General features: G+C 45.1%; 9 protein-coding genes. 6 read left to right on the plus strand and 3 right to left on the minus strand.

Annotation, left to right across the window (positions count from 1 at the left end; translation table 11 throughout):
* The 3 genes from QZ135_RS10900 to aroQ form a co-directional block, all read right to left on the minus strand.
* Nucleotides 1-630, minus strand: coding sequence for a class I SAM-dependent methyltransferase (locus QZ135_RS10900; protein ID WP_294608886.1), 630 nt, complete (start codon nt 628-630; stop codon nt 1-3).
* Between the two features lie 132 nt (nt 631-762).
* A complete protein-coding gene (pyk, locus tag QZ135_RS10905; RefSeq protein ID WP_294608888.1) occupies nt 763-2,220 on the minus strand; it encodes a pyruvate kinase in 1,458 nt (485 codons plus the stop codon).
* A 22-nt stretch (nt 2,221-2,242) separates the two neighbouring features.
* Nucleotides 2,243-2,665 (minus strand): type II 3-dehydroquinate dehydratase, encoded by a 423-nt coding sequence (gene aroQ, locus QZ135_RS10910; protein WP_294608890.1) that lies wholly within the window; start codon nt 2,663-2,665, stop codon nt 2,243-2,245.
* A gap of 200 nt (nt 2,666-2,865) precedes the next feature.
* On the opposite strand from aroQ, the gene xerD reads away from it, so the two are divergent.
* The 6 genes from xerD to QZ135_RS10940 all read left to right on the plus strand — a co-directional run.
* A complete protein-coding gene (gene xerD, locus QZ135_RS10915; protein WP_294608892.1) occupies nt 2,866-3,816 on the plus strand; it encodes a site-specific tyrosine recombinase XerD in 951 nt (316 codons plus the stop codon).
* 140 nt (nt 3,817-3,956) lie between these two features.
* Nucleotides 3,957-5,648, plus strand: coding sequence for a tetratricopeptide repeat protein (locus tag QZ135_RS10920; protein ID WP_294608894.1), 1,692 nt, complete (start codon nt 3,957-3,959; stop codon nt 5,646-5,648).
* A gap of 131 nt (nt 5,649-5,779) precedes the next feature.
* The gene (locus tag QZ135_RS10925; RefSeq protein WP_294608896.1) at nt 5,780-6,853 is read left to right on the plus strand and encodes a thioredoxin-like domain-containing protein; all 1,074 of its coding nucleotides are present in this window, start codon (nt 5,780-5,782) and stop codon (nt 6,851-6,853) included.
* Between the two features lie 38 nt (nt 6,854-6,891).
* The gene (locus tag QZ135_RS10930) at nt 6,892-8,430 is read left to right on the plus strand and encodes a YifB family Mg chelatase-like AAA ATPase (RefSeq protein WP_294608898.1); all 1,539 of its coding nucleotides are present in this window, start codon (nt 6,892-6,894) and stop codon (nt 8,428-8,430) included.
* A 394-nt stretch (nt 8,431-8,824) separates the two neighbouring features.
* On the plus strand, nt 8,825-11,857 hold the full coding sequence (locus QZ135_RS10935; protein ID WP_294608900.1) for a TonB-dependent receptor: 3,033 nt from the start codon (nt 8,825-8,827) through the stop codon (nt 11,855-11,857).
* Nucleotides 11,858-11,877: 20 nt separating this feature from the next.
* Nucleotides 11,878-13,160: RagB/SusD family nutrient uptake outer membrane protein (locus tag QZ135_RS10940; RefSeq protein WP_294608902.1), on the plus strand; the 1,283-nt coding region annotated here is incomplete at its 3' end.

The raw sequence follows: 13,160 nt of genomic DNA on the forward strand, positions 1-13,160 counted from the left end.
TTATTTCTTACGGATAATCGTCAGTCCGTCACGCAAAGGAAGAATCACCTTTTCTACACGTGCATCTTGGGCAACAAGGTCATTAAAGGCTTTAATACCTATAGTTTGGAGATCTGTGCGATGTGGTTGTTCCTCAAGCACATGTCCATCCCACAATGTGTTGTCAGCAATGATATAACCACCATCGGAGAGGCGGGGCAACACCATTTCATAATAATCTATATACCTACGCTTGTCACCATCTATAAAGGCGAGATCGAAAGTAATATCAAACTGTGGAATCATTTCCAGTGCATCACCTATATAGAATTTGATTTTATCTGCATAAGCAGAGTTCTCCAACCAAGGCCGGGTGAAATCTTCCTGCTCATCATTGATTTCAAATGTATACAGCATTCCGTCTTCCGGCAAACCTTCGGCCATGCAAAGAGCTGAATAACCACTATAAGTACCTATTTCCAGGATACGACGGGGACGTATCATCCTGACAAACATCTTAAGCATACGTCCCTGCAAGTGCCCCGACGCCATGCGTGGATACAACAACTTAATATGTGTATCCCGATAAAGAGCTTTCAGATATTCACCCTCATCGTCGATATGCTGCAAAATATATTCGTCTATAGTCACTGGGGAAATTGAGAATTAAAAATTGAAAAATGATAGTTGATAAATTGAGAATTGAAAATTAAGAATTAAAAAATACTATGCAGCATAACAGCGCAGCTATTTTTCAATTCTTAATTTTCAATTCTCAATTTATTAAAGGTACCGGTTCTTATTGGGTAATACGCTTTCTCCGGAATACTTCAAGGCATCTCCCACGACATTAATTTCGAGGAAAGAAGTATGTGTTCCGGCTTTACCGCTACTCAGATAACCCACCATGTCTGTTTCAGACAGACGGCCTTCTTTCAGCAGACGACGCAAAGCTGCAAAATAATAATCCTGTCCGTTGGCAAGTTCAGGCATATAGATAGCTTCCACACCATAAGAAAGTGCCAGGTGACGCATTGTTTTTTCTTTATAGCAAATAGCCAACACTGGATATTTACCACGGAATGCAGCCAGGTTACGGGCAGTGCGTCCGCTATAACTATCAGTAATAATAGCGCGTATCTTCAACTTTGAAGTGGCTTTTACAGCTTGCTTTGCCAGGAAGGCAGTCACGTCATTACTGTTTTCATCCAATGGGATACGGATATCGTTATCAGCCAGTTTATCTTTTTCCGCCTGTGCGGCAACTTTTGTCATTGTCTTCACAGCATCCAGCGGATATTTGCCATAAGCTGTTTCACCACTCAACATCAAAGCATCCGTACGGTAATAGATGGCATTAGCAATATCCGTTACTTCTGCACGGGTAGGACGCGGATTCGTAATCATTGTATGGAGCATCTGGGTAGCTACGATTACCGGTTTTTTGGCCAGAATACACTTGCGGATAAGCAAACGCTGAATACCGGGAATACGTTCCTGCGGTACTTCGATGCCAAGGTCACCACGAGCTACCATCACACCGTCGGCTACTTCCAGAATTTCGTCAATGTTATCCACACCTTCCTGGTTTTCAATCTTGGCAATGATGCGGATATCACTGTTATGAGCATTCAGTATCTCCTGTATATCAAGAACATCCTGCTTATTGCGCACAAAGGAGTGAGCTATGAAGTCAATATCTTTTTCGATGGCATAAAGGATGTTATTACGGTCCTTTTCAGTCAGAGAAGGAAGATTGATACGTACACCCGGTACATTAACGCTCTTACGACTTCCCAGCGTAGCTTCATTCTGCACCTCGCACTCTAAATATTCGGGAGTCTTATCTACAACTATCATTTCCAGATCGCCATCGTCGATAAGAATGTGGACGCCAACCGATACATCATGCACAAAATTAGGATAAGAGACAGAGATGCACTCACGGGTAGTAGGGAGGTCAGGATTGCCCACCACTTTCACCTTGTCTCCTGTCTTATAAGGTATCGGTTCTTCACTAATAGTGGTGCGGACTTCCGGACCCTTTGTATCCATCAGGATAGCAATGCGGTTGGACACCGCACGAGTATTATTTATCAATTTATCAAGGCCGTCATATCCGAGATGCGCCGTGTTCATACGCACCACGTTCATACCGGCTTCAAACAAGCCTTTTATAAAATCAACGTCACAACGTTTATCTGAAATGGTTGCAACGATTTTAGTCTGTTTCAATAACATAATCTTATACCTATTTATTTAATCATTTATCACTTATCAACGCTTCGAGCGCCAAACGGTAGGAGTTTAAACCGAAACCGCAAATCACACCTTTACAGGCGCAGGCAATCATAGACACGTGCCGGAAAGCTTCACGGGCATGCACATTGGAAATATGCACCTCGATGACCGGAGAAGTCACTGAACGGATGGCATCTTGCAGGGCAATAGAAGTATGGGTGTAGGCACCTGCATTCAGGATGATTCCATCCACCTCAAAACCTGTTTGCTGAATTTTATCTATCAGCTCCCCCTCAATATTTGACTGGAAATAGTCTATTTGCACATCAGCGTACTTCTTACGAAGTTCAGCAAGGTAATCCTTAAAAGTAACACTGCCGTAAATGGAAGGTTCACGTTTACCCAATAGATTGATATTCGGGCCGTTAATTATTTGTATCCTCATAACACAATTTTTTATACCTTTGTCTCCCGAAAGTATCAGCTCCGTACCAACTCCGTATGAAGTCCGTACGAACTCCGTGTCAGGTCCGTATCAGCTCCGTGCCAAGTCCAAGCCTATAGATACGGAGCAGGTACGGAGGAAGTACGGATCAGATACGTTTGAGAAACGTTTAAATCACGGTGCAAAGGTAGAAAAAAGAAATGAAATTAGACGAAAAAACAAGAAATAAGGAGAAGGAAGCATTGATAATCAGAAAGTACCAGCAATATCTGAAGCTGGAAAAAGCTCTTTCTGCCAATACGCTTGATGCCTATCTGACCGACCTCGACAAGTTGCTGCGTTTCCTGAATGCAGAAAATATCAGCATGCTCAAGGTCACTCTGGATGATTTGCAACGTTTTGCCGCCGGACTGCACGACATCGGCATCCACCCCCGTTCACAAGCACGCATCATTTCCGGCATAAAGTCATTCCTCCACTTCCTGGTCATGGCGGACTACCGGGAGGATGACCCCAGCGAATTGCTTGAAGGTCCTAAAATCGGCTTCAAGCTACCGGAAGTGCTCACTGTAGAAGAAATAGACACCATCATTGCCACCGTAGATATGAGCAAAAAAGAAGGACAGCGCAACCGGGCCATTCTTGAAACCCTGTACAGTTGCGGACTGCGCGTTTCGGAGCTATGCAACCTGAAACTATCCGAACTGTATTTTGACGAAGGTTTCATCAAAGTGGAAGGAAAAGGCAGTAAGCAGCGACTGGTGCCTATCTCCCCCCGTGCCATCAAAGAAATAAAGTACTGGCTGCTCGACCGTAATCTTGGCAAAATCAAGAAAGGATTTGAAGATTACGTCTTCCTCGCCCGCTGGGGAAACAGCATCTCCCGTATCATGGTTTTCCACCTGATTAAGGAGCTGGCAGAGAAAGCCGGAATCACTAAAAATATCAGCCCGCATACCTTCCGCCACTCCTTCGCCACGCACCTGCTTGAAGGTGGTGCCAACCTGCGCGCAATCCAGTGTATGCTGGGGCATGAGTCCATTGCAACTACGGAAATTTACACGCATATCGACCGCAATATGTTGCGCAGTGAAATCATTGAGCATCACCCCCGGAACATCAAGTTCCGAAAAGAACGGGGATTTCATTAAATTATAATAAAATTAGCCACTCATTTCTTAATCTGACAAGAGATTTAATATCTTTGCGATGCTATTACCTTAGTGGTAATAGGCACTGAGAGAAACCAATAGACTAATTTCAATTACAAACAATTAATTTATACCTAAGAATGACTAAGAAATTGTATCTGCCTTTGTTAATGGCACTGGTTGTTGCTCTTTCATCATGTAGCAGCAAAATGGGTGAATTGTCTTCTGATTACTTCACCGTAACTCCTCAGGTCCTTGAAGCTATCGGTGGCAAAGTCCCTGCCACTATTAACGGAAAGTTCCCAGAAAAGTATTTCAACAAGAAAGCTGTAGTGGAAGTGACTCCGGTTCTGAAATGGAACGGTGGAGAAGCAAAAGGACAGCCTGCCCTGTTCCAGGGAGAAAAAGTGGAAGGTAACGACCAGACCATCTCTTACAAGATGGGTGGTAACTACACCATGAAAACTTCTTTCGACTATGTTCCCGAAATGGCTAAATCAGAGTTGTATCTGGAATTCAAAGCTACAATCGGCAAGAAAACAGTAACTATCCCTGCTGTAAAAGTAGCTGATGGTGTGATTTCTACTTCCGAATTGGTTGAGCAAACACTGGGCAGCGCTAACCCCGCTAATGGTGACGATGCTTTCCAACGTATCATCAAAGAGAAACATGACGCTAACATCATGTTCTTGATTCAGCAAGCCAACATCCGTTCCGGTGAATTGAAGACTGCTAAAGAATTCAACGAAGAAGTGAAGAACGTAGACGCTGCTGTAAACAAGAAGATCAGCAACATCGAAGTTTCTGCTTATGCATCTCCCGATGGTGGTGTAGGTCTGAACACTAAGTTGGCCGAAAACCGTCAGGACAACACTGCAAAGGTTATAAACCAAAACCTGAAGAAAGCCAAAGTAGATGCAGCTATCGATACTAAATACACTGCTCAGGACTGGGAAGGCTTCCAGGAACTGGTATCTAAATCCAATATCCAGGACAAGGAATTGATTCTTCGCGTTCTGTCTATGTACTCTGACCCTGAACAAAGAGAACAGGAAATCAAAAACATCTCTTCTGTTTACAAGAATTTGGCTGACGATATTTTGCCGCAATTGCGTCGTTCTCGTTTGACTTTGAACTATGAAATCATCGGTAAGTCTGACGAAGAAATCGCTAACCTGGCTAACTCTGATGCTAAGCAACTGAATATCGAAGAATTGCTGTATGCAAGTACACTGACTAACGACCCTGCTAAACAAGAAGCTATCTTCATGAAAGCTACTCAGATTTATCCGAACGATTACCGTGCTTATAACAACTTAGGTAAATTGGCTTATCAGGCAGGTAACATTGACAAAGCTGAAAGCTACTTCAAGAAAGCTGCTTCTATCAACAACGCTCCTGAAGTTAACATGAACCTGGGTCTGATTGCTCTGATTAAGGGTGACAAGGCTACTGCAGAATCTTATCTGGGCAAAGCTTCCGGCGCAAAAGAACTGAACGAAGCTCTGGGTAACCTGTACATAGCTCAAGGTCAGTATGACAAGGCTGTCAGCGCATTCGGCGGCACAAAAACCAACAGTGCAGCTTTGGCACAAATCCTGGCTAAGGACTACAACAAAGCTAAGAGCACATTGGCAAGTGTAGAAAAGCCAGACGCTTATACTGAATATCTGATGGCTGTGTTGGGTGCAAGAACCAACAATGCTTCTATGGTAACCAGCAGCTTGAAGAATGCTGTTGCAAAAGAACCGTCACTGGCTAAGAAAGCAGCTTCTGACCTTGAATTTGCTAAGTACTTCACAAATGCAGATTTCATGAGCATTATCCAGTAAAAACTCGCACTAATCTAATTAGTGTTTTCATACAACAAATGTTTTTTATAGAATGCCCGTCATTGAGAAATGTCGGGCATTTCTTTTTTATTATCCGTAAAAGCCGTACTTTCGCAAAAAAGTATTTAGAAATGAAGAAAGTCTGTCTATTATATCTTTTACTAATCGGCCTGTCAGCCTGTGGTGGAAAGAAAACCGATGCAATCACTCTCAGCGGAGAAATCAAAGGGCTGGGAAGTGACACCCTATATTTATATGGTGCAGACAGAATGTACGACCGCATGGATACACTGGTAGTCGAAAAAGATAAATTCTCCGCTACACTTTCTGCCGACACACTGGTAACGACTATCCTGTTATTCAACGACGGTACGGAGTATCCACTTTTTCTGGACAAAGGAAACAAAATACAGATAAAAGGTTCTAACGCCGAATTATCCTCTTTACAAATAAACGGCAATACTCCCAATGTGGAACTGACAGCCTTCAACCAGGAACTAAGAGGACTGGGTACTCCATCAGTGAAAGCTTTGGAAGAAAAAGCTGAAAACTTCATCAAAGACCATCCCGCTTCATTGGTCAGCATCTATTTATTGGATAAATACTTCGTGCAGGCTTTGCAACCGGACATAGAGCGCATCAAAATGCTGGCTGACCGCATGACCGGAGAGTTGAAAGACCGCCCGTATATGCAAGCATTATTGAGTCGCATTGATGAAGATGAGAAAGTGGCGGTAGGAAAAGCAGCACCATACTTCCGCCTGCGCAATGCGGAAGGCAAGGAGGTAACCCGTTCCACCCAGAAAGACGAATATCTATTGATGCAGTTCTGGGCTTCATGGGATACCATTAGCCGGGAAGCAAACGCCATGTTCCGCCGCATCTATAAAAAAGAACAGAAAAACAAAAACTTCAAGTTGATGGGTGTGTCCCTCGATCTGGATGAAAAGACGTGGAAAGAAGCCATCAAAAAGGATACTTTGAAATGGGAACAAGTCTGTGATTTCTCCGGCTGGAATGGAGAAGTAGTTAAGCTATTCGCCATACAGAAGCTTCCTACCAATATACTTATCGGTCCTACCGGAAAGATAGAAGCTAAAGATCTGGATGAAAAGGCAATCGAGAAGAAGTTGAAAGAAATACAAGAAGAAAAAGAAAAGAAAGAAGCAGAGAAGAAAAGGAGCAAACGACAAAGCCCCCGCTAATAATTGATAATTAACAGTTAATAATTAAAATAAGACACGTGCTAATCAAAGTTTTCGGAGCGGCTGTACAAGGCATTGACGCAACCCTCATCACAATCGAAGTAAACAGTTCACGAGGTTGCATGTTCTATCTTGTCGGGCTGCCTGATTCCGCCGTCAAGGAAAGCCATCAACGCATTATTTCCGCATTGCAGGTCAATGGTTACCGGATACCAACCAGTAATATTGTTATCAATATGGCGCCTGCGGATATCCGGAAAGAAGGGTCAGCATACGACCTCCCACTTGCCATCGGTATGCTTGCCGCCGGAGAAGTAATCCAGTCCGATAAACTGAACCGCTACCTGATGATGGGTGAACTAAGCCTGGACGGCAGCCTACAACCCATAAAAGGTGCCTTACCCATAGCCATCAAAGCCTGGGAATTAGGGTTCGAAGGAGTGATTGTTCCACGTCAGAATGCTCGTGAAGCGGCAGTAGTCAATAAAATCAAGGTATATGGAGTTGAGAATATCAAAGAAGTGATTGAGTTCTTCAACGGTAAACAGGAACTTACTCCTACCATCGTCGACACCCGTGAAGAGTTTTATGCCCAACAGAGCAACTTTGACCTGGACTTCGCTGATGTAAAAGGACAGGAGAACGTGAAACGTGCCCTCGAAGTTGCCTCGGCCGGCGGACACAACATTCTTCTCATCGGTGCACCCGGCAGTGGAAAGTCCATGCTTGCCAAACGGTTCCCTTCTATCCTGCCACCCTTATCCTTGGGAGAAAGCCTTGAAACGACCAAGATACATTCCGTTGCGGGCAGGCTACAAGAGAATGCAGGACTCATCTCGAAGCGTCCGTTCCGCGACCCGCACCATACCATCTCAACAGTTGCCATGACCGGTGGAGGCAGTTATCCGCAACCGGGAGAAATCAGCCTTGCCCACAATGGAATCTTATTTCTGGATGAACTGCCTGAATTCAATCGCAGCGTACTGGAAGTTCTCCGCCAACCGTTGGAAGACCGCAAGATAACCATCTCTCGTGTGAAAAGCAATGTGGAGTATCCGGCCAGCTTCATGCTGGTAGCGTCCATGAATCCCTGCCCTTGCGGATACTATAACCATCCCACAAAAGCCTGCGTATGCAGCCCGGGACAGGTACAAAAATACCTGAATCGTATATCCGGTCCCCTGCTCGACCGCATTGACCTGCAAATAGAAGTAGTGCCTGTTCCTTTCGAAAAGATGTCCGATGCACGCCCGGGAGAAGCAAGTGCCGTCATACGCGAACGTGTGATACACGCCCGCCGAATCCAAGAAAACAGATACGCAGACATCCCCGGGATTTACTGTAATGCACAAATGAGCAGCAAGTTACTTTCCCTCTATGCCCGTCCGGATGAAAAGGGACTCGCACTATTAAAAAATGCAATGAACCGGCTCAATCTTTCCGCCCGCGCCTACGACCGTATACTGAAAGTAGCACGTACCATCGCCGATCTCGAAAACAGTGAGTTCATACAGTCTTCACACCTGGCAGAGGCCATTGGCTACAGGAACCTGGACAGGGAAGACTGGGCGGGATAACTAAAGAAAAAGGCACAGTTCACTATTTTCCCCCTATTTTGCATCATTTTCTCCCTGTCTTCTGCCTTATTCGCTTAGATTTGCAGTAATCAAAATCTAAAATACTATGGAGGCAAAGACATTTTTCCGTTTTTTCCCTGAGCTTGTACCTATAATTAAGGGCAGCATGGAACTTCCGCCGTTATTCTTTACATTACATCTACCTAAAGATAGTAATATAAAGCAAATTTTCTTTTGTCTTTCACTCTATTAATTAATTGAATACCAAAATATTGCAAACATTTGTAATATCAATGAAATATATTCTGTAATAGGCTAAGCCTACTTTTGCCATCAGAATAATATTTATAAATATAGAGAAAAGAAGATTATTTTATAACTAAAACTTTATTTTATGCTGAATGTACAATTAAAAAGAAAGAGAACATTTATACAAAGCATGCTCTTTGTGATGTTCCTGCTAAGTAGTACCTTAGCATTCGCCCAAAACAAGGTGACCGGTACTGTAACGGACAAGATGGGCGAACCATTGGTTGGTGTCAATGTATTGGAAAAAGGTACAACTAACGGTTGCATCACCGATCTTGATGGTAAATACTCTATAGAAGTTGGGAGAGGACAAACCCTAATCTTCACCTTCATTGGCTTTACTAAAAAAGAGGTGCAGGTTAACCAAAACATCATCAATGTAGTAATGGAAGAAGATTCTCAAACATTAGATGAAGTAGTAGTGGTAGGCTATGGCAGCATGACGCGCAAAGATGTTACCAGCTCTATTACGACGGTGAAAGCAGACCAACTGAACAAAGGTGCATTTTCTTCACCTTCGGAATTGCTGCAAGGTAAGGTTCCCGGACTGACCGTTACTAATACCTCAGACCCTTCGGGCACAGGTTCCATTACCCTGCGTGGTTCTTCCTCATTGCGCGATGGCGCTGCTATGGAACCCTATTATGTGGTGGACGGCGTACCCGGCGTAGACCTCGCACTTGTTTCTCCCGAAGACATTGAAAGTATCGATGTGCTGCGTGACGCTACAGCTACCGCCATATATGGTTCAAAAGCTGCCAATGGCGTAATCATTGTCACTACCAAGAAAGGCGGCAAGGATCGTACGACCGTAAGTTACAGTGCATATGTGGCAGCCGACAACATTATGAAGCGTTTGGATGTAATGACTGCCGACGAACTGCGATCTTACGCCAAAGCCAACAACATCACGTTGCTGAATGATGAAGGAGCCAACACCAACTGGCAAGATGAAGTATCACGTACAGCCTTGACGCACAATCACAACGTCAGCATCAACGGCGGCAATGACAAGACCAGCTACAGTGCCAGCATTAACTACATGAACAAGCAGGGCGTCATCCGGGGCAGTGACATGGAACGCATCACCGCCCGTTCGTTCATTCAAACCAAGACACTGAAAAATCGCCTGGAATTGGCGTTCAGTGTCAATGCCAGCATCACCGATGCCAACACTGTACCCACCGGCGAATATAACGGTGAGAGCGTGTATGACGCAATGTACTACTACTCTCCATTAGCTCCCGTAAGGAACGAGGATGGAAGTTGGTATCGCCGCCAAGACATCTCTCAGAACATGAACCCAATGTCCATGATTTACGAAGACTTGTACAACCAGAAGAACAAGTATCTGCAAGGCATTGCCAAAGCCACTCTCGACATCATAGACGGCTTGAAGTTCAACCTCAACATATCTATGCAGAACCAGCAGTGGATTTACAGCAACTACAACTCGACTAATTCACAGCTCACAGCCACTTCTTCACGTCACGGACAGGCTACACGCCAGACGCTCGAAAACCAAAAGAAACAACTGGAAGCCTATTTCAACTATGACAAAACCTTTGCCGAGAAACACAAACTGGGTCTGATGGCCGGTTATTCATGGGAGCAAAGCGATGATAATGATGGTTTTGGACTGACAGCCTATAACTTTTATAACGATGACCTGTTGTACTATAATATGGGAATGGCCAATAATATGAATATAGACGGAATTTGGAGCGATGACAACAAAAAGCTTTCTACCCTCCGCATGATTTCATTCTATGGTCGTGTGAACTACAGCTACAACAGCAAATACTTGTTCCAAGCCACTGTACGCCGTGACGGTTCTTCGGCTTTCGGTCGAAACAACCGCTGGGCTACATTCCCTTCTGTCTCATTGGCATGGCGCGTCACAGAGGAGAATTTCATGAAAGATCAGAACATCTTTGACGATTTAAAACTCCGCATCGGTTATGGCGTAAGCGGTAATTCACTGGGTTTCAATGCTTACACTGCCCTTCAGACTTACAGTGCATCCGGTTGGTTTAATTATACCAACGCTGATGGTGTCACTCAAGCTTACCGTACATTGGCTGCCACCCGCAACGCTAACCCCGACCTGAAATGGGAGAGAACAGGTATGTTCAACGTGGGTATCGATTTCGGTTTCCTGAACAATCATCTATCCGGTACAATCGAATACTACGACAAGCGCACCAAAGACTTGATTAACGGATATGCCGTATCAACCAACCGCTATCCTTATGGTTGGATGGATGCCAATGTGGGCGAAATCAGCAATAAGGGTATTGAACTGACCATCAACGCTACACCGGTAAAAACCCGTAACTTCACATGGGAAACCAGCCTGAACCTGGCACACAACAAGAATGAAGTGGTAAGCCTTTCTAACGGCACTTATTCTGTAGATTATCTGGACAAGGCATATTTGAACTTAGGCGGATATAACACCGCCAACGTGCAACGCATCATGGAAGGCGAGCCTATCGGAACATTCTACACCTGGAAGTGGGCTGGATACGACGACTCCGGCGCCTCAGTATTCTATCAGTTCAACGAAGATGGCACCCCCGTAATAGGCGAAGATGGCAAACAAGCCACCACCGGAGATCCGCAGAACAAGGATAAAGTGAAATGTGGCAGCGCACAACCTAAACTGACTTACGGCTGGAACAATACCTTCAGTTATAAAAACTGGTCACTGACAGCATTCTTCCAAGGAGTAGCGGGTAACAAAATATACAATGCCACCCGTGCACAGTATAGCAACGTATCGATGGTTTCGGCTGGTAAAAACGTTCTGGCTGATGTAGCTACCGAACAGAAGGTCACAGACAGCCGTTCTCAAGCCCCCTCAGATCGCTACATTGAAAATGGAAGTTACCTGCGTCTCTCCACCCTAACCCTGAGCTATAACTTCGGCAAGCTGGGGGACTGGATAAACAGCCTTCGCGTATATGCCACTTGCAATAATGTGTTCACACTGACTGGCTATAAAGGTACCGACCCTGAAATATCTTTAGGCGGCACGGCTCCGGGCATCGATGCACGCCATTCCCGCTATCCGCGCACACGGACATTCATGTTTGGCTTAAACGTAAATTTCTAATAACATAAAATACAAGCAATATGAAGAAAAAATATATTCTCCCGGTAGCACTGCTGACTTTAGCAATAAGCGGCTGCACAGACTTGGATGTAGATGTCAAATCATTCCACACCGAATATCCCGATTCGGAAATCGCCATTGAGGCCAAGACCTCTGACGCATATTATGCTTTTGCCGGTCCTTTAAACCGCCGTTACAACGAGTTGGTAACATTCTCGTCCGACGAAGCCATGGGCGTAAGTTTCGACGGTGACTACTACGACTCAGGCAACAATGCTCACCCTTCATTGCACAATTCATTAGCCAATGACGCCTGTATCGGCTGGTATGGCGATTTATCCAGCGGCATCACCAAGTGCAACCAAATCATCATCGAACTGGGCGGCGATGCAGCCTCTCCTGTAGCCATTGCTCCCGTGCGTGCCGCACGTGCTTTCTATCACTTCATCCTGATGGATTGCTTCGGTGATATACCTATTTTAGAACGTACCCCCGAAGATAATGAAGCCGTGGAACGTGCTCCCCGCGCCGATGTGGCCCGTTGGATTGAATCGGAACTATTGGCCGTTCGCGACGACATGACTAGAGAAATGAATGCTGCCACTTACGGCAAACCTACCCGCTGGATGGTAGATGCCCTGTTGGCTAAACTTTACATCAACTGGAACGTATATACGAAAGATGTGACAAATGCGGGTTGGTCGGCCACAACTGCCAACGAAAAGCTGAATGACTGCATTGCTGTATGCGATGACATCATCCGTAGCGGCCTGTTCAACCTGAGCGACGACTATAAAGCCAAGTTTCTCTACAACAACGGCCCGCACATCAAAGACTTTATCTATGCCATGGACTACGACTGCGTAACCCGTACCGGCATGAACTATGCCCGTTTCCGTACTTGGCGACGCGGACAGAACGATGGTAGCGGCGGTGCAGGTTTCTACACAGTAGCCATGAGCAACTCTGTGGGAGGCAACATTGTCATGACCGAAGAATTTGCCAACTTATTCTCTTTGGAAGGCGACCGTCGCAACGACTGTATAGTGGGAGGTGACATTTACCAGATAGATGCTACAACGGCTGAAAAGACTGGGAACCGCAACATGTATCAAGGTGCAGCGGTGAGTATGTCGAAGAGCATTAAGCTGAAAGAAATTCTTGACGACAACGGCAATGTCATTCCACTCGGAGCAGCTTACGACAACTTGAATACAGGAGCCAACATCATCGGTTGGACACAGGGCTGGCGCTCCATCAAATTCGCCGCTTACGTAACGGAATACAACCAATACGGCCGGAG

The organism is uncultured Bacteroides sp. (genome assembly GCF_905207245.1).
GTDB lineage: Bacteria > Bacteroidota > Bacteroidia > Bacteroidales > Bacteroidaceae > Bacteroides.

Excerpts from the sequence above, each read along its gene's own strand:
- pyk (WP_294608888.1), bottom strand. The coding sequence starts at position 2,220 with ATGTTATTGAAACAGACTAAAATCGTTGCAACCATTTCAGATAAACGT.
- aroQ (WP_294608890.1), bottom strand. The coding sequence starts at position 2,665 with ATGAGGATACAAATAATTAACGGCCCGAATATCAATCTATTGGGTAAA.
- xerD (WP_294608892.1), top strand. The coding sequence starts at position 2,866 with ATGAAATTAGACGAAAAAACAAGAAATAAGGAGAAGGAAGCATTGATA.
- QZ135_RS10920 (WP_294608894.1), top strand. The coding sequence starts at position 3,957 with ATGACTAAGAAATTGTATCTGCCTTTGTTAATGGCACTGGTTGTTGCT.
- QZ135_RS10925 (WP_294608896.1), top strand. The coding sequence starts at position 5,780 with ATGAAGAAAGTCTGTCTATTATATCTTTTACTAATCGGCCTGTCAGCC.
- QZ135_RS10935 (WP_294608900.1), top strand. The coding sequence starts at position 8,825 with ATGCTGAATGTACAATTAAAAAGAAAGAGAACATTTATACAAAGCATG.